This window comes from Halorarum halophilum (genome assembly GCF_013401515.1).
In the GTDB taxonomy this organism is placed as follows: Archaea; Halobacteriota; Halobacteria; order Halobacteriales; family Haloferacaceae; genus Halorarum; species Halorarum halophilum.
This window is the reverse complement of sequence record NZ_CP058529.1, coordinates 1,162,416-1,182,274: the sequence shown is the minus strand read 5'-3', so window position 1 is coordinate 1,182,274 and position 19,859 is coordinate 1,162,416. Positions and strand designations below refer to the sequence as shown.

General features: G+C 65.3%; 17 protein-coding genes and 1 pseudogene. 9 read left to right on the top strand and 9 right to left on the bottom strand.

Annotated features, from left to right (window positions below):
* Window positions 1-82 precede the first annotated feature (82 nt).
* A complete protein-coding gene (locus HUG10_RS06185; RefSeq protein WP_179171007.1) occupies window positions 83-415 on the top strand; it encodes a DUF5789 family protein in 333 nt (110 codons plus the stop codon).
* A 249-nt stretch (window positions 416-664) separates the two neighbouring features.
* Here HUG10_RS06185 and HUG10_RS06180 read toward each other — a convergent pair whose 3' ends face one another.
* Both HUG10_RS06180 and HUG10_RS06175 read right to left on the bottom strand, forming a co-directional pair.
* Window positions 665-880 carry a HalOD1 output domain-containing protein gene (locus HUG10_RS06180; protein WP_179168731.1) on the bottom strand — a complete coding sequence of 72 codons (216 nt, stop codon included), beginning with the start codon at window positions 878-880 and terminating at the stop codon, window positions 665-667.
* 316 nt (window positions 881-1,196) lie between these two features.
* Window positions 1,197-2,279 (bottom strand): class I SAM-dependent methyltransferase, encoded by a 1,083-nt coding sequence (locus HUG10_RS06175; protein ID WP_179168730.1) that lies wholly within the window; start codon window positions 2,277-2,279, stop codon window positions 1,197-1,199.
* 168 nt (window positions 2,280-2,447) lie between these two features.
* Here HUG10_RS06175 and HUG10_RS06170 point away from each other — a divergent pair, with 168 nt between their 5' ends.
* From HUG10_RS06170 to HUG10_RS06150, 5 genes are all read left to right on the top strand, one after another.
* Window positions 2,448-3,356 (top strand): helix-turn-helix transcriptional regulator, encoded by a 909-nt coding sequence (locus HUG10_RS06170; protein WP_179171006.1) that lies wholly within the window; start codon window positions 2,448-2,450, stop codon window positions 3,354-3,356.
* 324 nt (window positions 3,357-3,680) lie between these two features.
* Window positions 3,681-4,481, top strand: a complete 801-nt coding sequence (locus HUG10_RS06165) for a response regulator (RefSeq protein WP_179168729.1) — start codon at window positions 3,681-3,683, stop codon at window positions 4,479-4,481.
* Between the two features lie 175 nt (window positions 4,482-4,656).
* A complete protein-coding gene (locus HUG10_RS06160; protein WP_179168728.1) occupies window positions 4,657-5,040 on the top strand; it encodes a methylglyoxal synthase in 384 nt (127 codons plus the stop codon).
* 315 nt (window positions 5,041-5,355) lie between these two features.
* The gene (locus HUG10_RS06155; RefSeq protein WP_179168727.1) at window positions 5,356-6,843 is read left to right on the top strand and encodes an outer membrane protein assembly factor BamB family protein; all 1,488 of its coding nucleotides are present in this window, start codon (window positions 5,356-5,358) and stop codon (window positions 6,841-6,843) included.
* A 103-nt stretch (window positions 6,844-6,946) separates the two neighbouring features.
* Window positions 6,947-7,306, top strand: a complete 360-nt coding sequence (locus HUG10_RS06150) for a four-helix bundle copper-binding protein (protein ID WP_179168726.1) — start codon at window positions 6,947-6,949, stop codon at window positions 7,304-7,306.
* Window positions 7,307-7,880: 574 nt separating this feature from the next.
* Here HUG10_RS06150 and gfo6 read toward each other — a convergent pair.
* Window positions 7,881-8,951 (bottom strand): D-xylose 1-dehydrogenase Gfo6, encoded by a 1,071-nt coding sequence (gene gfo6 / locus HUG10_RS06145; RefSeq protein ID WP_179168725.1) that lies wholly within the window; start codon window positions 8,949-8,951, stop codon window positions 7,881-7,883.
* Window positions 8,952-9,185: 234 nt separating this feature from the next.
* Here gfo6 and HUG10_RS06140 point away from each other — a divergent pair, with 234 nt between their 5' ends.
* Window positions 9,186-9,959 carry an SDR family NAD(P)-dependent oxidoreductase gene (locus HUG10_RS06140; RefSeq protein WP_179168724.1) on the top strand — a complete coding sequence of 258 codons (774 nt, stop codon included), beginning with the start codon at window positions 9,186-9,188 and terminating at the stop codon, window positions 9,957-9,959.
* Window positions 9,960-10,039: 80 nt separating this feature from the next.
* On the opposite strand, the gene HUG10_RS06135 is transcribed toward HUG10_RS06140, so the two are convergent.
* The 5 genes and pseudogenes from HUG10_RS06135 to HUG10_RS06115 form a co-directional block, all read right to left on the bottom strand.
* Window positions 10,040-11,191 (bottom strand): ABC transporter ATP-binding protein, encoded by a 1,152-nt coding sequence (locus HUG10_RS06135; RefSeq protein ID WP_179168723.1) that lies wholly within the window; start codon window positions 11,189-11,191, stop codon window positions 10,040-10,042.
* A gap of 12 nt (window positions 11,192-11,203) precedes the next feature.
* Entirely contained in the window at window positions 11,204-12,352 is a 1,149-nt protein-coding gene (locus HUG10_RS06130) for an ABC transporter ATP-binding protein (RefSeq protein WP_179168722.1), read from the bottom strand.
* Window positions 12,353-12,365: 13 nt separating this feature from the next.
* Window positions 12,366-13,298: a carbohydrate ABC transporter permease gene (locus HUG10_RS06125; protein WP_179168721.1), complete on the bottom strand. Its 933-nt coding sequence runs from the start codon at window positions 13,296-13,298 to the stop codon at window positions 12,366-12,368.
* Between the two features lie 2 nt (window positions 13,299-13,300).
* The gene (locus tag HUG10_RS06120; protein WP_179168720.1) at window positions 13,301-14,251 is read right to left on the bottom strand and encodes a carbohydrate ABC transporter permease; all 951 of its coding nucleotides are present in this window, start codon (window positions 14,249-14,251) and stop codon (window positions 13,301-13,303) included.
* A gap of 50 nt (window positions 14,252-14,301) precedes the next feature.
* Window positions 14,302-15,595 (bottom strand): annotated as a pseudogene (locus HUG10_RS06115) (ABC transporter substrate-binding protein).
* Between the two features lie 284 nt (window positions 15,596-15,879).
* On the opposite strand from HUG10_RS06115, the gene HUG10_RS06110 reads away from it, so the two are divergent.
* Window positions 15,880-16,731: an SMP-30/gluconolactonase/LRE family protein gene (locus HUG10_RS06110; RefSeq protein WP_179168719.1), complete on the top strand. Its 852-nt coding sequence runs from the start codon at window positions 15,880-15,882 to the stop codon at window positions 16,729-16,731.
* Window positions 16,732-16,860: 129 nt separating this feature from the next.
* Here HUG10_RS06110 and HUG10_RS06105 read toward each other — a convergent pair whose 3' ends face one another.
* Window positions 16,861-18,096, bottom strand: a complete 1,236-nt coding sequence (locus tag HUG10_RS06105) for a mandelate racemase/muconate lactonizing enzyme family protein (protein ID WP_179168718.1) — start codon at window positions 18,094-18,096, stop codon at window positions 16,861-16,863.
* A 636-nt stretch (window positions 18,097-18,732) separates the two neighbouring features.
* Here HUG10_RS06105 and HUG10_RS06100 point away from each other — a divergent pair.
* The gene (locus tag HUG10_RS06100) at window positions 18,733-19,497 is read left to right on the top strand and encodes an IclR family transcriptional regulator (RefSeq protein ID WP_179168717.1); all 765 of its coding nucleotides are present in this window, start codon (window positions 18,733-18,735) and stop codon (window positions 19,495-19,497) included.
* The last annotated feature ends 362 nt before the right edge of the window (window positions 19,498-19,859 follow it).

The following is a 19,859-nucleotide window of genomic DNA, read 5'->3' as shown; positions in this document are numbered from 1 at the left end:
CTCGTGTCGATCGGGCGAGGTTGCGTCACCCGTATCGGTGAGCGACCACACCGTTTTCCGAGTCGACCTCCAATTGCTTGGGATGGTAGATGACAATCAGGGCCGAGACGACCAACTGGACGACGAAGAGGGACACCAGCGAGAGCGGAAGAAGGAGGAGATACGCGATCGTGCCGACGAAGACCTGCCGATGCACGGCGACCCTGGTGGGCGGCTTGGCGACCTCGATGACGAGCTCGAAACCCACGACTATCCGACCACGACGGACGAACTGGTCGAGGCCTACGGCGACTACGAGATCGACACTCGAGGTGGGGAGGAATCCCTCGAGGAAGTGCTCGCCCCCACTGATAACCAAACGTACGACTCGGCCGACGACGTTCGCAGCCGGATACTGGGACTGATACATCGCTGATCACGCCCTATCACCCGTCTCGCCAGTTGGATCTCCCTGGCTCTCGTACGTATCTCCTATGTACTTGTCGTTTCATCAGTCAGTCCCACGGGGACATTTCCGAGAATCGCGTTTCTCGACAACGCAACTTCGTGGATCCGACTGCCAACTCACAGTGGTCGCGCGCAAGGCCGGAGTTGTTCGATCGGCTGTGTCCGAATCAACTGCTACGTAGACCTGCGAATTAATACTGAACCCATGCCGGAGCGCCTACTCGCTGTGGACCCCCACGTGGCTCCCGTCGATTCGAATCCGGTATTCGGCGACAGTGAACGAGATCGTGACGTCGTCGTGGGTGACGAGCGAATCGAGTGCGTCGGGATCGATGTACTCGCTCAAGGGCAAGCCTCCTCCGAACGCAAGGTCGTCCGGCTCCACGTTCTCGACTGCTGCGATGGCCTCGATGACAGCAATACTCGGTGCCATATCCGACCAGTCGTATCGAACGCGACCCCGCGCATCATCCGTGGTTAAGGTGCTCACGACAAATATTCGCGCTCCATCCGGTAAAGCGTGGTGTGAGCATTCGGGTGAAAGTCAGCTCCCACTCAACCGGTCCACGTCACGTGGCAGTCATCACCGATCGTCGACCGATGCTTATAGCGCCGATACGTTTGAGCCGCGATGATCGCCCGATCACGCCGGGACGATCAGTCGAACGGGCGCGTTTTTGCTTTCGTTCGATGGTGGAATTGGGAAGTGATGCCACAGGGATTCGCGTACAGTCAGGATGGAACTGTCGTCACGGTCCGGCTTCGAGTACGAGGTTGAACGGCGTCTCGGTCGCCCGGCGGACGCTCGCGAACCCTCCCTCGGTGATCACTTCACTGAGACGTGCTTCGCCAGCCTGTGCTCCCAGGGCAGGATCGCCGCCCTGGCCGAGCGAGTTCGGAACGCAGGCCATCGTCGAGGCGCAGTAGAACGCCCTGCCGACCGGATTCAGGTTGTCCTCGACCCGATCGTTGGCGAACGGCTCGACCAGCATCCACGCCCCGTCGTCGGCGAGCGTCTCCAGGACGTGCGACGCAACGCCGACCGGATCACCCATGTCGTGATACGCGTCGAACATCGTCACGAGGTCGTAGTCGGTCCCGTCGTACTTCTTCGCGGTCGCCACCTCGAAGCTGATGCGGTCCGCAACACCGGCTTCTTCGGCTCGCTCGCGAGCCACCTCGATCGAGTGCTCGTGGTAATCGATGGCGACGAACTCCGAACCGGGATAGGCCTCGGCCATGATGATCGTCGACGCGCCGTGACCACAGCCCACATCGGCCACGCGCGCACCCGTCGTGAGCTTCGCGTCCATTCCGTCGAGCGCGGGGATCCACTCGTCGACGAGATTCGTCTCGTAACTTGGTTGGAAGAAGCGCTCCGTGCCGTGGCAGACGTCCTCGTCCTGCTCGTGCCAGCCCACACCCTCGCCGATACGGAAGTCGGCTTCGATCTCCGAGAGCCGTTTCTGATAGCCCATCAAACCCTGGAACCCGCCGGCGAGGAACACGGGGCTGTCTTCGTCGGCCAGCAGCGCGGTTTGTTCGGGAGTGAGGCTGTAGCGACCAGTCCCGGAATCGTACGTGACGTACCCGCCGGCCGCTCCCGCGGCGAGCCACTCGCCGACGTACCGCTCCACGGTATCCGTCCGCTCGGCCAGCTCGACGGGCGTGAGCGGTCCGCCGTCTGACAGCGCTTCGTAGAGGCCGAGCCTGTCGCCGATGACGATCAGTGGGGCGTAATACGCCGCCCCGAGCTCGTTGACGGCCATTCCGACGAGTTCGTCCAATCGCTCCTCATCGATCGGTTCGCCGGCGATAGTCGGTGGTGCCATACCCGAACTGTGGGTGGCAGCCATATTGGCCTCACCTGCAGAGACGACGTTCCACCAGCTGAACGCCGTTTCAGCGCGTGAGTGGGCGTTTCGGGGCGTGAACCGAACTCGACATCGTGCGAGATAGAATTACTACCTGCGCCACCAAATCTCACGATAGTGATTGACATGGACGCCCCCGAAGACGACCGAACGGACGACCACGTGTTCAAACCGCCCGGATCGCCGATCCTCGAGGCCGTCCTGCAGAACGCGCGGAACCAGAAATACCTCGGTGAGCGCATGGACGCGGCCGGTTCCCGCATCGACGCGGACCGGCTCGGCGACATCGTGCGCCACGGCCCGATTCTCGAAGCACTCCGTCAGGAACCGCTGGACCGCCGGGAAATCGAGGAGCGCCTCGACGTCTCGCGGGCGACGAGCCACCGCCTGACGAAGTGGCTCGACGAACAGGGGTTCGTCGAGAAAGTCGATAGCCGGTTCAAGTTGACGGGACACGGCGAGGCGGTCACCGACGAGGTGCTTCGGTTCGAGGCGAACGTGAGCGCCGTCTATCGGATGGGGCCGCTGCTTGACGTGATCTGTCCGCACCACGCGGAGCTCGCCATCGAACCGATGGTCGACGCGACCGTCACCGTCGCGGGACCTGAGGATCCCTACCGACCGGTCGAGCGATTCATCTCACTCGTCGACGAGTCGGAGACGTTCAGGGGGTTCAGTACGACACATATGGCACCGTTGAGCATCGGTGAGTTCTACCAACGGATATTCGACGCCACCGAGAGCGAGGTCATCTACCCACCCAATATCGTCGAAAAACTACTGGACAGGTACCCGGCCCAGGCAAACGAGGCGATCGGCCGCGGGCAGTTTACCCTTCGGACCCGCGAGAAGCTGCCCTACGGACTCGCTATCTTCGACGAACGCGTCGGGATCGGTGGATACGACGACGAGTCGGGACTGATGCAGGCGTTCGTCGATACGGACTCGCCCCTCGCCCGCGAGTGGGCCGAGCGGGTCTTCGCGTCGATCGAGGCGGACTCGACCCTATTCGACAGTCCGAGGGAACAGCGATAGCAACCGGTCTCATTCCGGGGGTTACGGGGGAGCTCCCCCTGGCTCAGTTCGCCGTGCCCCAGTGACCGGTGTGGATTCTGGCTATCCGCGTTCCCCATTCTCCCGTATTCGGTTTCCCTTCGCTGCCTCGAATTGTACTCTGGATGGAACGAGGGAATGATCGGTAAACGGGAATGGCTGGCCACGCTGTGTTCACTCCTCCGCTTCCTGGTAGTGATTGGATCCTGGTTGGTACCGAGGACTGGCGTTTACATACATCCAATCACGAAAACATGTAAAGTATACATAGAAACTACTACATGTCTAATCTCGGTACAGAACTCCATGGAAGACAAGTCGGCGTCCCAGCTCACCGTCCTCCACGTCGATGACGACCGCTCCTTCCTCGAACTCGCCGCGACGATGCTCGAGCGGGAACACGACCGACTTACCGTTCTCTCGGAGACGACCGCTGCCGATGGACTCGCCCGATTGTACGCCGACGGGAACGAGATCGACTGCGTTCTGAGCGACTACGAGATGCCCCAAATGGACGGACTCGAGTTCCTGGTAACCGTCAGGTCGGAGTTTCCGGACGTTCCGTTCGTCCTCCTGACGGCGAGGGGGAGCGAGGAGGTCGCCAGCCTCGCGATCTCCGCCGGCGTCAGCGACTACCAGCAGAAGAGCGGCGGGATCGACCAGTTCGCCCTGCTGGCGAACCGGATCGGCACGCTGGTGTCCAGAGCACGGATGCAGGATCGCCTCGACGCGGTCGAACGCGAACTCGTCTTCTGGAAGGAGTTCGCTCCGGCCGCCATCGTGGTCGAACCCGATGGGACCATCATCACGGCGAGCGCGACGAGCAGCGGCCTGTTCGGTGCGGATCAGCCGGATGCCTTGCTCGGGAGGGACGTCCGGGAACTGGTCCACCCCGACGAGCGGGGCGAGATCGACGCGGTACTGAGCCGGATCGTCGAAGACCGGGAGGAACACGTCTGCCGCGACCGGACGCTGGTCGGTTTCGGCGGCGAGCAGAAGCGGACCACAGTCCAGTGGCGAACGATCACCCACTGGGGGCAGGACGCCGTGCTCGCAGTGATGAACGATTTCCCGCTGGAGTCCGACGGTGTCACGGCACCGCCGTGAACGTGCTGCATCCGCCCGGGTTCCGATCGAGTGATTCGACCGCCGCTTGCTCCGCATGTCCCTCGGCCCTTTCGTCGATCGCCCTGTTCGGGACGCGTCGAACCCTCTCCCGTCGATCCCATCCACCCCTGCTTCGGGGCCCCAATCCTATCCGGGTTCGTCGGGAAGGGATACTATGGTCCGCGTCGCGCTGATCGCACACGACGAGGAGAAGGCGGAGATCATCGACCTCGCGCGTTCCTACGAGGACCTGCTCTCGACCTTCGAGCTCGTCGGGACGGGCACGACGGGAAAGCGCATAATGGAGGAGACCGGACTGACCGTCGAACGAAAGCAGTCCGGACCGATCGGCGGGGACCTGATGATCGGCGCCGAGGTCGCCGAGGACAAACTCGACGGGATCGTCTTCCTGCGCGATCCGCTCACCGCCCAGGCGCACGAACCGGACATCACGGCGCTGTTGCGCATCTGCGACGTCCACGACATCCCACTCGCCACGACGCGCTCCTCGGCCGAGTTCCTGCTCGACGGGCTGGCCCGCCGTACCGACGCGGACTGATCGGGGATTCGGCGACCCGGGGGGAGTCCACTCAGACCGGGATCCCCTCCGACAGTTTCGAATCCCCGTCGTCGTACAGGAGGAGCGAGTACCGCTCGCGACGGTGAGCCTGTCGACGGACAGCTACATCCACCACCGGCCGGTTCGATACCTCGAAGGTCAGGTCCGGCCGAGAGGGTCGGCGTCGTTAGGAAATCGGACGGAACACCTCCCCGACCGACAACTGGGACGACCGGTGGCGTATTTTACGTGATTTCACGCCTGCTTATGTGACCAATAATCATGTCCCTCTCCCCCGACGGACTGGTCGGAGTCATGACAGATGCGCCGCGCCGGTCGGTCCTCAAGGCCGCCGGTACGACAGTCGGAACTGCCCTCCTCACGAGCGCCGGGATCTCTGTCGCCGCACAATCGGGCGACGATGCGGGGGACGACGACAGCGAGAGCGACGAGTCGTACACGTGGCCGATGTATCGAGGCGGACCCGCCCGAACCGGGTTCTCCGAAGCGGTGGACGTCGGTCCCTCCGCGACGAAGCGATTCTACGTCGGCGATAACAACGACCCGTCGACGCCGACGGAACTCTCCGTCGGGGACGGCCGCGTCTTCCTGACCGGAATGGTGGACGACGTCACCGGCGCGAACGAGCTCCGAGCTTTCGACGCGGGGACGGGCGAGCGGGAGTGGACCTACGAACCGCCGAGCCGCGACGGGGCCGGGGGGTCGCCGGAGGAGGGGCTGGGCGACGTCCAAGACCCGCCCGCGGTCGGCGACGGGACGGTGTACGTCGCGAGCACCGCCCACAACAACGACGGAGAGTGGGCGTACGGCGGCCTGTTCGCGTTCGACGCCGAGACGGGCGAGGTGGAGTGGACCCACCGCGACGCGCCCCACTGGCGGAACCCGATTCTGGCGGGGGACACGCTCGTCGCGCAGGACCTTCGCAACAACCTGGTCTCCGCCGTCGACACCGATACCGGGGAACGGGAGTGGACAGTCGAACTCGACCTGACGGAGTCGTACCTCCTCGCCGTTCGTGACGACACCGTCTACGCCCGGCTCGAAGGCCCCGACGGCGGGTCGCTCGGCGGGCTCTCACTCGCCGACGGCTCCCTGCACTGGAAGCACGATCTGCCCCCGGACGTCGACGCCGATCAGCGACAGGGCGAACCGATATCCGTCGCCGTCGGCGAGGACGCCATCTACTACGCGACGCGGACCGGGGACGAGAACGCCGTCGTCGCGCAGTCGCTCGAGGACGGGAGCCGTCTCTGGAACCGTTCGCTCACCGAACTCTGTGGCGAGCCGCGCCCGCACCTGAGCGCTCCCGTGCTGGCCGACGGTTCGATCTACGTCTTCACGACCGCCGATCGCTCGGCGGATACCCTCGCCTCACCGTCCTCCCTGTGGGCGCTCGACGCCGAATCCGGCGACGAACGGTGGCAGTTGAACTCCGCGCATCACCTCCTCGGGTCGCCCACCGCGACACGGGGGACGGTGTACGTGGGAACTGACGTGCCGCTCACCGAGGACGCCTCGCGGAAGTACTACGACACGGAGCCCATCGGCGAGTATCCGACCGTGGCGGCCGTCGACGCCGCCGACGGCTCCGTTCGCTGGGCCTACGCGGAACCGCCGGAGAACGGCGGTGAAGACGAACTCTACGCGCTGACGCCCGTCGTCACGGACCGCGGCCTCTTCGTGAAGACGACGGGCGACGACCGCGACTCGGCCTCCAGGATCCTGGCGCTGGAATCCAGCGAGGCCGAGGTCGGGCCCGACCACCGACCCCAGGATCTGTAGGTGTCGTCACCGGGTTCGGGCCGCCGGAAGGCGCGCCCCGACCGCCGTCCTTGTATTTGCAACAACAACGAGAACCCGCGTCACTCCCGAAATACGGCCCGCGATGTCACTAGCAGATACCGCGTCCAAGATCGACCACCTGAGCGACGAACAGCGCGAGTGTCTCGAGAACTGTTTCGAGGCCGCCGAGGTGTGCGAGTGGTGCGCCGACGAGTGCATCGACGAGGGGGAGGGGATGGAGAAGTGCATCCGCCTCTGTCGCGACGTCGCCGACGTCGCCTCCCTGCACGCCCGATTCATGGCCCGCAACTCCAACTACAGTACCGGTCTCGCGGAGGTCTGCGCCGGTGTCTGTGAGGAGTGCGCGGAGGAGTGCGAGCGGCACGACCACGACCACTGCCAGGCCTGCGCCGAGGTGGTCCGCGAGTGCGCGGAGTCCTGCCGGAACATGGCCGGCGCTTGAGGACGAGGTCGGACGACTCGATCCGCCTTTTTCGTTCGTCACTGGATCGCGTACCCAGTCAGTTGTGAGGACTCCACCCTTCGCTCGGGCCGAGATGGAAGTACGGAACCACGCCACGATCGGCAAACTACCAATTATACATATATACTAGAAAATAAACCCCTGGGGGTCCGTACAGGTTCGGTCCGCTGTTCGGGATTGATCAACCGAACTGGCGAGAACTGTCCGCTAAGCAGTCATCGTTCGAGGATCGAATTCGTCGGGCCGATGACTCCGACCGGGATGACGTCGTGGTGATCGCGACTGTGGGTTCGTCGGGAGCTGGATAATCCGGCAGAACTTCGCCGAGATAGGGAATAGAACGCCGGATTCGGGGTAGGCGACCGGGGGAGAGAAAACGCATTCGGGAACAGTACCGAACTCCTGAATAAATATATGGGATCAGGTTGGTTCGGGAAAATAATAGAATTCGTATATGAGTGATGGATGCGTGAGGCGGTTAGGACGAAAGAGCGGATCGTCCGCCGATCGAGACGGGTCGATAGGGGGCCGACCGCCATCGCGGACGCCGACCTTACAGCTCCACCACGTCGCCGCTCTCGGCGGCCTCGTGGATGGCCTCGATGGTGCGCATGTCGGTCAGCCCGTGCCGCCCGTCGGCGTGGATGTCGCCGCCGGTGAGCACGCGGTCGGCGAAGTAGTCGAACTCCTCGCGCATCTCCCCCTGGGCGTCGAACTCCTCGTGCTCGACGGTGACGGAGACGTCGTTCCGCGAGAGGTGGAGCGTGCACTCCCCGTGGAACGCGGGCTGGATGTCGATCTGCCCCTCGGTCCCGGTTATCTTGAGTTCGGTGTCCTCGTGGGCGTTCTGGCTGTCGGTCGTGACCATCCCGACGTCGTCCTCCAGCACCAGGATGGCCGAGGAGCGCTCGTCGGGGACGTCCGAGAACGCCTCGTGGGTCGAGGACATCCGCGACTGGACGGCCACCGGGTCGCGGTCGAGCAGGTACCGCGCAGTGTTGATGGAGTAGATCCCGAGGTCCATCACCGAGGTGCCGTACCCGGAGAGGTCTGGATCGAGCCGCCATTGGTCCGGGTCCGGGATCATCTCGAGCAGCGGCTGGCTGTTGTTGCCGTACACCGAGACGGGCTCGCCGATGAAGCCGTCCTCGATGAGCTCCCGGCACCGCTGGATGGCGGGGTCGGTGTGCATCCGGTAGGCGATCATCAGCGGAACGTCGGCGTCCTCGCAGGTCTCGACCATCCGCTCCGCGCGCTCGACGGTCGCCTCCATGGGCTTCTCGCAGAGGATCGCCTTGCCGAGCTCGGCGGCGGTCTCGGCGTATTCGAGGTGGTAGGCGTTCGGCGTGCCGACGTAGACGGCGTCGTAGGAGTCGCTCGCCGCGCCCTCGTGGAACTCGTCGTAGCTGATGCCGGCGCCGACGTCGTGTTCCGAAGCGAGCCGTTCGGCCTTCTCGGACGTGCTGCTCACCAGCACCGTCGCCTCCCCGAGGTCGGACTCCTCGATCGCGGGCAGCGCGACGTCGATGGTCCACCAGCCCAAGCCGATGAGGGCGTACCTGACGGTGCCCTCCGATGTCGTCTGCCACTCCCGCGCGTCGTAGCCATCGAGCCAGTCTTTCATCGTCCCCCAGTACAGAAAGCCGAGTCTAAAACCCTTGGTTACGAGGGAACGCGGGTGGCCGCCCGCCCGGAGTTTTCCGCCGTCGAACGCCGATTCGGACCCGAAGTATCCCGTCGTTGCGGGCCGGGTTCGGAGCCGTCGGACCTCAGTCCGTGGTCCGCCGAACGCCCCGGTCCCGTCAGTTCGGAAGCTTCCGCCCCAAACCTACTAGTCGAACCGGCGTGGAGTACGGGTATGGTCGAATACGAACACACGCCGATCGGCGTCGACGGCAGGCGGGTCGTCGTCGTCGGCGGGACGAGCGGGATCGGGCAGGCGATCGCGCTCGGGTTCGCGGCGGAGGGCGCGGACGTCGTCGCGACGAGCAGGAGCGAGGCGGCGGTCGAGGAGACCGCGACGGCGATCGAGGAGCGCGGCGCGGACACGGCCCGCGTGACGTGTGACGTCACGGACCGAGCGACGCTCGATGGCGTTCGCGAGGCGGCCGTGGACGCGATGGGCGGCGTGGACGTCGTCGTCGCGTCGCAGGGCGCCATCTCGCGGCAATCGGTCGCGGACGTCGACGAGGACGAGTGGGACCGCGTCACCGACGTCGCGCTCGACGGCGTCCGACGCGTCACGCAGGCGATGGTCCCCGCGATGGCCGACGGCGGGGCCATCGTCAACGTCTCCTCGCTGGCCGCGCGCCTCTCGATGGCGAACCTCCCCGCCTACTCGGCGGCGAAGGGCGGCGTCGAGGCGTTCACGCGTGCGTCTGCGAAGGAACTCGCGCCCGAGATCCGCGTCAACGCCGTCGCGCCGGGGTTCGTCATCACCCCGCAGAACGCGGACACGTACGCCGTGGGAACCGAGAAGCGGACGCGCATCGACGAGCGAACGCCGCTCGGCCGCGTGGCGGACCGCGAGGAAATCGTCGGCGCGGCGATCTTCCTCGCCAGCGGCGCCGCCTCCTACGTGACGGGCGAGGTGCTCACGGTCGACGGCGGCTTCGCCGACAGCGCGTTCTGACCTCGACGCGTCGGGCGCGACGCTCCACATCCGAACGGGGGCGACGGCAACTCACGACCCGAGTCTGCGGTAACGGTGGTTCAGGCGGGAGGCCGATCGTCCGGGAGCTGGCGGTTGTGGAGCGCCTCACCGGTCTCGCCGTCGAACACGTGAATCGCGTCGGTCGGTACGTGGACGGTCACGGCACTTCCCGCCACGAAGGTCCGCATGCCGCCCGTCGTCGCGAGCAGGTCGTCCGCCTCGCCGCCCGCGTGGGGGAACTCGAGGTGGACGACGTTCTCGTCGCCCATCGGCTCGACGACAGTCACTTGCATCTCGAACTCGTGTTCCGGGTTCATCCCCGTTTCGCCGGCGTCGAGCAAGTCCACGTCCTCCGGGCGGATTCCGAGGACGACGTCGTCGGCGTCACCGACTGCTCCGGCCACGCTGTCGTCGAACGGGTAGGCCACTGGGCCGGCGTGGAACGCGGACCCGTCGAACTCCCCGTGGAGGAAGTTCATCGACGGCTCGCCGATGAACTCGGCGACGAAGCGGTTGACGGGCTCGTGGTACAGCTCCAGTGGCGTCCCCGCCTGCTGGAGTTCGCCGTCGTTCATCACGGCGATGCGGTCGCCCATCGTCATCGCCTCCGTCTGGTCGTGGGTCACGTACACCGTCGTGACACCGAGTCGTGCCTGCAGACGCTGGAGCTCGGTTCGCATCTGCGAGCGGAGCTTCGCGTCGAGGTTCGACAGCGGCTCGTCCATGAGGAACACCTCGGGGTCCCTGACGATGGCGCGGCCGAGGGCGACGCGCTGCTGTTGCCCGCCCGAGAGCTCAGCGGGTTTCCGATCGAGCAGGTCGCCGATCCCCATCATCCCGGCGGTCTCCTCGACGAGTTCCTGGATCTCGGCGTCGGACAGGTCGGTGGACTCCTCGAGCCCGAAGGACATGTTGCCGCGGACGGTCATGTGCGGGTAGAGCGCGTACGACTGGAACACCATCGCGATGTCCCGCTCCTGGGTCGGCACCTCGTTCAGGGTCCGCCCGCCGAGGCTGATCTCCCCGCCCGTGATCCGTTCGAGCCCGGCGATCATCCGCAGGGTGGTGGACTTTCCACAGCCCGAGGGGCCGACGAGGACGAGGAACTCCCCGTCCCCGATGTCGACCGAGACGTCGTCGACCGCGACGACGTCGTTTCCGTCGTCGTCGGTGAACACCTTGCTCACGTCGTCGAGTCGCAGTTGTGACATTCCGTGAACACCTCAGACGTGGGTGACCTCCGCGTTCGGTTCGAGGCGGCGGTTGTGGAGCGCCTCGCCCGTCGCCTCGTCGAACACGTGCACGTGGTCGGGCTCGATGGCGACGACGACGGACTCGCCGGCGGAGGTGACGTACATCCCTTCGGTCACCGCCTGCAGAACGTCGTGATCGTCCGACGCGTCGGGCGGGGACAGGTGGACGACGTTCTGGTTGCCGTGTGGCTCCACGACGCTCACGTCCATGCGGAACTCGTGGTCGTCGAGGTCGGCCTCCGCGGCGGGAGGCTGCTCGCCCACGGCGACGTCCTCCGGGCGCACGCCGAGGACGATGTCCCTCGCCTCGCCCACGTCCGACAGGATGTCGCGCTCCAGCGGGTACTCGAGGTGGTCGCTCGCGAACGTCTCGCCCTCGCGCCGGCCGTGGACGAAGTTCATCATCGGCTCGCCGATGAACCCGGCGACGAACTGGTTCGCGGGCGCGTGGTACAGTTCGAGGGGTTCGCCCACCTGCTGTAGCTGGCCCTCACGCATGACCGCGATGCGATCGCCCATCGTCATCGCCTCCGTCTGGTTGTGCGTGACGTACACCGTCGTCACGTCGAGCTGGTTCTGGAGCTGCTGGAGCTCCGTGCGCATCTCCGACCGGAGCTTGGCGTCGAGGTTCGCGAGCGGCTCGTCCATGAGGAACACCGCGGGCTCGCGGACGATGGCACGTCCGAGCGCGACGCGCTGCTGTTGCCCGCCCGAGAGCTCCGCGGGTTTCCGACCGAGCAGGTCGGTGATGCCGAGCAGGTCGGCGACCTCCTCGACTCGCTCCATCCGTTCGGCCTTCGTGTACCCCTCCTCCTCCTCGACGCCGAACTTGATGTTCCCGCGGACGGTCATGTGTGGGTAGAGCGCGTAGTCCTGGAACACCATCGCGATGTCGCGCTTCTGGGGCACCCGGTAGTTCATGTGGTCACCGTCGATGTAGATGTCGCCAGCCGAGGGCGTCTCGAGGCCGGCGAGACAGCGCAGCGTCGTCGACTTCCCGCAGCCCGAGGGGCCGACGAGCACGAGGAACTCGCTGTCCGCGATGTCGAGGTCGAGCCGATCGACCGCGACCGTGTCTCCGAACCGCTTCGTCAGGTCTTGGATTCTGATTCGTCCCATGTGTACTCCTCCGTTATCCGCTCTCCGTGCGCAGTCCCTCGGCGAACTGTTCGGCGAACGCGACGTAAATGATCAGCGTCAGTAGCGCGGCCAGGAACGACGCGGACATCCGGATCCCGAAGTCGATCCCGGACGTCGACGCCCCGACCGCGGGCAGGATCAGCGTGACGACCGCCTGCGGGGTGTCCGCCCCCGTGATGAGCGTGAACGCGAAGAGGAACTCGTTGTAGATCTGGGTGAACTGGTAGATGAACACGACGCCGAACATCGGCTTCGAGATTGGGAGGATGACGCGCCGGTAGATCTTCGTGATGCTGGCGCCGTCCGTCTTGGCCGCCTCCACCAGCGAACCGGGGAGGCTTCGGTAGTACGACCGGAAGAGGATCGTACAGATCGGGATGCCGTACGCGATGTGGGTGATGATCAGCGGGACCAGGTTCGCGTGGAACCCCTGCAGGAACGGGAGGGCCTCGAACGTCGGCTCCAGCATCGACGCCAGCGGGAAGATGTTGTTCCAGAACCGGGCGAGGGGGACCAGCACCGCCTGGTAGGGGAGGAAGATGCCGATGAGGAACAGCGAGAGGAACCCCATCTGCGCGCGCCAGTCGACGAGGGTCAGCCCGTAGGCCGCCATGCTGCCGAGCAGGACGCTGCCGATCGTCGCGGGGATCGCCATGAACAGGGAGTTGAAGAACGACCCCGAGAGCCGCTCGAACGCGAACCGGAGGTTGCCGAGCGTGAACCCCTCCCCGGTCGGCGGCGCGAACGGGAGCGAGCGTGCGACCGCCTCGTTCGTCTTCAGCGCGGTCATGATGCCCGTCTCCAGGGAAACGAGGAAGAACCCCAGGAAGAGGACGATGAGCGCGTAGTGACCGACCCGGGCGAGGTCGAACTCCTCGACGAGCCCGGCGACGTCGATTCCCGCGTCGGAGGTGGATCGTGACATGGTCAGAGGCTCCCCTGTCTGTACTGGTAGTAGAGGTACGGCGCGATGACGCCGAGCGCCATGAGCATCAGGAACGATGCGATGGCGGCGGCGTACGCCCACTTGCCGAACTTGAACGCCTGCCGGACCATCAGCGTCGCCAGGATGTCGGTCCCGTTCGGCGGGCGGTACCGACCGGTGAGCGCGTACAGGAACGTGAACGCCTTGAGCGCGAACACCATCAGGACGACCGCCGCGCTGACGGACGCCTCCTTCAACTGCGGGACGATGACCCGGAGGTAGGTCTTCGTCGTGCTCGCCCCGTCGACGCGTGCCGCCTCGAACTGGTCGGTCGGAATCGAGCGCAACCCTGCCAGGTAGACGACCATGGTGTAGCCGCTGAACTGCCAGATGAGCGCGAAGATGATCGCCCCCAGCGCGATGGACGGGTTCCCGAGCCAGTCGATCGAGTCGAACCCGAACGCGGTCACGATGATGTTGAGGATACCGTTCTGCCGGTTGAACATCCAGAGCCACATCTGGGCCGTGACGACGAACGAGAGGCTCATCGGCAGGAGGTAGATCGTCTGGATCTTGTCGTCGAATCGGATCCCCTGATCGAGGAGGACGGCGAGGAACAGTCCGAAGATCAGGCAGATCGTCGTGAACACGACGAGCAGCACCAGGTTGTTCTGTGCGGCCTGGAGGAACGCGTCGTTCCCGAGGACCGCGCTGTACATCTCCAGGTCGAGGTTACTGTAGTCGGGCGGGGTCAGTCCCTCCGCGTCCGTCAGCGAGATGGCGACGTTGAAGCCGATCCCCCCGTACACGGCGATCCCCATCAGGACGAAGGGGATTCCCCAGTAGGGCGACGACCGGACGAAGTCGCTGTTCAGGAAGTACCTGAGTTTCGTCTCCCAGTCGACCGTCTCCTCGGTCGGTTCCGCCGTCTCCGTCGTTTCGTGCGTACCCATCTGTGTGTCAGTGTATCGAAATCCTGTGAGGTGTCGTTCCGGTTCGGGAGCTACTGCGAGACGGCATCGAGCAGCGCGTCGGCCGCCGAGCCCGTGTCGTACGGACCCATCATGTTCTCGCTCATCGCGGTCTTGCACGCGCCCATCTGTTCGGGCGTGACCGCGAGCCCGTGCGCGATGGTGGCGGGTACCGGTCGGAACTGGTGAGGTCCTCGTACGTCATCCCGATGAAGTCGCCGAGTTCGCCGGGGTCGATGTCGGTCCGGAGCGGCACCGATCCCTTCAGGTTGTTGAACTCGATCTGCGCCTTCTTCGTCCCGACGAACTTCTGCCAGGCGATGGTCTCCTCGGTGCTCGGGTTGTCCGCCGGGGCGACGATGGCGTCGATGTGGTAGCCGTAGACGCCCTCGGTACCGGGGAACGGGACCCAGTCCCAGTGCTCCTTGTAGTTGAAGGAGTCGTCGACGCGGAACTGGCCGGCCAGCCAGTTACCCTGGTGCATACACGCGACCTCCCCGTTGATCATCTTCCCGCCGACGTCGGTGAAGCTGACCGAGGACGCGTCCTCGGTGATGTAGTTCTCCTGTATCTCCTGAACGGCGTCGAGCGACTCGACGATGGCCTGCCTGTCGCCGTTGCCATCGATGAAGTCCATGTACGCATCGACGCTCGCCTGGCTCATCAGGACCTGGGCCCAGAGCTGGAGCACCGTCCACGGTGCGACCATCGCCTGGCCCATGGGCGTGACGTCGGTGTTCTCCTGGATGGCCGAGAGCGCGTTCATGAGGGCGTCCACGCTATCGAGGCTCCCGGCGTCGACGCCGGCCTCCTCGAAGACCGAGACGTTGTAGAAGAGGTTGTTCATCCGGTGGGAGCCGAGCGGCACCGCCGGCATCTTGTCGTTGAACGTACAGAGCTCGATCGCCCTGGACTGCATGTTCTCCTTGTACCCCTCGGCCTCCCAGACGTCCGACTCCAGGTCCATGAGGTGATCGCGATACCGTTCGAGGTTGTTCCCGGGCCAGTTGGCGAACGAACTCATCGGGTTGTTGTTCACCATCCGGCGCAGGATCGTCGCGTTCAGGTTGACGTTGGCGCTGGCCCCGACGGCCTGGAAGTCCGTGTCCATGTCGGGATGCTCCTCCTCGAACGCCTCGATGAGTGCGGTGACGGCGGCTTCGCCGTCGCCCCCGGCCCAGCCGTGGAGCACCTCGAGGGTGTTCCCGCCATCCCCCCACCGTTGCCGCCGCCGTTCCCGCCGCCATTACCGCCGCCGTTTCCGCCGTTTCCACCGTTTCCGCCCGTGTTCCCGGAACAGCCGGCGAGTCCGAGCGCGGCCCCCACGGTCAACCCCCTCAGGTACCTGCGCCGCTCGATACTGGAACGCGAATTGTCATCATCTACCATGGCGACCTGTCAGTATTACCAGATGCAGATAAAACCACCGGTACTTACAAACCGGATGACGTCGCCCGTCCTCGTACGGGCTCGTCAGGAACCGGGAGAGCGGCGCTACCCGACGAACTCCCCGTCGCACGTCGACTCCCGGCTGCGACGTCGCGGCCAACCGGGACGACGCCGGACCGTCCACGGTCAGGTATTTGTCGGGGGCACGCGTTCGGCCGTCCATGTCGCTCGAACGCGTCACCAATCACGAATGCGAACTCGGGGAGGGCCCCGTCTGGCACCCCGGTGAGGAGCGCCTGTACTGGGTCGACATCACAGCCGGCGAACTGCTCCGGTACGACCCGGCCGCGGACGCGAGCGAGTGCGTCCACGAGGCCGACGTCATCGGCGGCGTCACCGTCCAGCGCGACGGGTCGCTCCTCCTCTTCATGGACGGCGGGCGGGTCGGTCGCTGGCGCGACGGCGACCTCGAGACGGTCGGGACCCCCGTCGAGTCGGACACCCGGTTCAACGACGTGATCGCCGACCCCCTCGGCGGCGTGTTCTGCGGGACGATGCCCTCGTCGGACCGCGGCGGCACGCTGTACCGTCTGGACACGGACGGGAACGCGACCGCCATCGAGGACGACGTCGCTATCCCGAACGGGATGGGATTCACCCGGGAGCGGGACCGGTTCTACTTCACCGAGACCGAGGCCCGGACGATCTACCGCTACGCCTACGACGGGGGGACGGGCGCCGTCTCGGATCGCCGACCGTTCGTCCGGTCGTCCGACGCGCCGGGGGTGCCCGACGGGCTGACCGTCGACGCCGAGGACTGCGTCTGGTCGGCCCGCTGGGACGGGGGCTGCGTCGTCCGCTACGACCCGGACGGGGCCGAACTCGAACGGTACGACGTTCCGGCGGAGAAGGTGACGAGCGTCGCGTTCGGCGGCCCGGACCTCGACGAACTGTACGTGACGAGCGCCGGCGGCGACGACAGGCCGGCGCAGGGGGAGTGGGCGGGGGCGCTCTTCCGCCTCGACGTAGGCGTTTCCGGCCGCGAGGAGTTCCGCTCCGACGTACCGCTCTGATCACACCGCGTTGATCACAAGCGAGCACTCACCGGACTGCTTCGCTCGGATTCGACCGACCGCTGGGGCCGGGGGCTGTCGACCCAAGAAACGTCGATGGAAAATCGGAGGACTGCCTGCTCGACGAAGCTACGCCTTGTCGAACATCTCCACCCCTTCGACGAGGTGCTCCTCGACCGCGTCGAAGTCCAGCGTCAGCCCGAGCCCCGGCTCCTCCGGGATCTCCATGTAGCCGTCCTGGATGAGGTCGTCCTCCTCGACCAGGTCCTCCCACCAGCCGAGTTCGTAGCTGTGGTACTCGACGGCCAGCGAGTTCGGGATGGCAGCGCCCACCTGCGCGGACGCCATCGTTCCGATCGGCGAGGAGACGTTGTGCATCGCGACGGGGACGTAGAACATGTCCGCGAGCGTCGCGATCTTCATCGACTCCCGCATCCCGCCGACCTTCGGGACGTCCGGCGCGACGATGTCGACCGCCTGGTCGGTGATGAGCTTGCGCTGGCCGTGGGTTCGGTAGACGTTCTCGCCGACCGCGATGGGCGTCGCGGTCGACTGCGTCACCTCCCGCTGGACGTCGTGGTTCTCCGGCGGGACGGGGTCCTCGAGCCACCAGACGTCGTACTCCTCGAGCTCGCGCGCCAGCCGCTTGGCGCTGCCGGACGAGAACGCCCAGTGGCAGTCGAAGGCGGCGTCGGCGCGGTCGCCGACGCGCTCGGTGACGCGCCGGACGATCTCCGCCTTGTGATCGATCTCCGGTCCGCGGAGGTGGCGGTTGGCGCGGTCCTTCTCGTGACCCGACGGCACGTCGAGGTCGAACTTGAGGGCGTCGTAGCCGAGTTCGTCGACGACGCGCTCGGCCTCGTCCGCACAGGCCTCCGGGTCGGCCTCGTCCTCGGTGTGGCAGTCGCAGTACGTCCGGACCTCGTCGCGGTACTTGCCGCCGAGGAGCTGGTAGGCCGGGACGTCGAGGATCTTCCCGGCCACGTCGTGGAGCGCGAGTTCGATCCCCGAGATGGCGGCGATGTCCTTCCCCGCGATCGAGCCCTCGCCGGACATCTTCTGGACCATGTGCTCGTAGAGGCGATCGATGTCGAGCGGGTTCTCGCCGACGACGAACGGCGTCAGCCGCTCGATGATCTCCGGCAGCGCGCCGCCCCAGTACGCCTCGCCGTTCCCCACCTCGCCGGCGTCGGTGTAGACGCGGACGAGCGTCCAGGGGTAGTTGCCGTCGACGATCACCGTCTGCACGTCCGTGATCTCGACGTCGCGCCGCTCGCCGCGACTCCGGGAGATGCCCATCGTCTCCGCCGAGAGGTCGCGCATCGTGTACTCCGCGTTCGGGTCCCGCAACTGCTCGTAGTTCATGCGACGGTTCGACATCAGGGGTCTCGGTGAAAACGGTTCCGGGACCTGAACCGACGTGTCGTCGGAGAATGACTTCCGAACCTGGATGACAAGTGGGTGTGACTGTTCGGGGAACGCCGTAGGCAGCGGTCCCGATTCGAGCCGTCTTTACAACCCATCACTGACTGGCCGCCCCGCTTTCTTCCAATCGCTGGTTCCCTTCGCGTGGCACCTCACGAGCCCTGATGTGGACTTCACCGAGCTCACATTCGCTCTCGGTCCTCATCTGGTGGGGATGTCCCACCGTACAGTCGAGAAAGTTGGAATCGGGGCAAAGAGCGCACATTCACGCAGATCGTTCCTCATTGGTGAACGGAGACGTGATCCCGCACCCTCGATCGCGGAACTGAAAGTCGACCGTACGCGGACGGTTCACCCTGCCATTACAGAGATACCGCTGTAAGCCGATGCGTTCCACAATCCTGAACCGAGTGCCTCCAAGGTATCAAGTTGGTTACCGGATTCCGCTCGGGATTGCCGGGACCTCGTCACCATTCGAAGTTTTCCTTCACTATCGGCGGACTGCCTCCCGCTATCTGGCTACTCCTTCTACATAGCTGAATAAAGACTTATCCGCGATCCACGTAAGGCGGTCGTATGGCGAAGGAAGCGAAGAACGCGGTGAAATCGATCGAGACGGCCTTCGACGTGCTGGACGCGCTCGTGGAGCTGGACGGCGCCGGGAGCACGGAACTCGCGCGTCACTTCGGGATGCCGAAGAGCACCGTCCACAACTACCTGAGCACGCTCCTGCAGGAGGAACTCGTCGTGAAGGACGGCTCGACGTACCGCGTGGGAATCCGCTTCCTCGAGTACGGAGCGTACGCGCGCCAGCGGCTGAACATATTCGAGATCGCGAACCCCGAGGTCGACAAGCTCGCGGAGTCCACGGGCGAACTCGCGAACCTGATGATCGAGGAACACGGGCGGGGTTCCTACCTGCACCGGGCGCGCGGGGAGGACGCGGTGCGGGTCGAAGCGCACGTCGGCACGCGCGTCCCGCTCCACAGTACCGGCCTGGGGAAGGCGATCCTCGCACACCTCCCCGACGAGCGGGTCGAGGAGATCATCGACGAACACGGCCTGAAACAGTTCACGCCGAACACCATCACCGACCGCGAACGGTTGTTCACGGAGCTCCGCGAGATCCACGACAGCGGCCTGGCGTTCGACGAGGAGGAGCGGCTTCGCGGCCTGCGCTGCGTCGCCGCGCCGATCCTCAGCAACAACGGCCGCGTGCTCGGCGCCGTCAGCGTCTCCGGGCCGACGAACAGGGTTCGAGGCGACTACCTCGAGGACGAACTCGCCCAGCGCCTGAAAGAGACGGTGAACGTCATCGAACTGAACGTCACGTACTCTTAGCTCTCGGCTCCCCGCCGACGTCGCTTCCGTCCGAACCGTTCGAACCCGTGACTGAAAATGACAGGGAGCAGGATTAGTTCCCAACCAATCTAACATCTTATATTTATGATTCCTCGGCGAGGCCTCTCCCCTTAACTGAATCGGACTTCGGGATACGCGTGCAGATGACGCATCAAGCGCCGATCTCTGCGATCGATACCGGTCGCTGATCCGATCGACCCCCGGGTCGAGTTGGACTCACCCAGTTCCCAGGACGAATACCGAAGAATGCTCTTCTTTGAGCTCTCACCGGCAGTTCGGGCTGATCTCTGCCGGGGGGTGTGAAGATCTCCTCCGATTCCGCGTCGAGTTCCTCGCCGGTT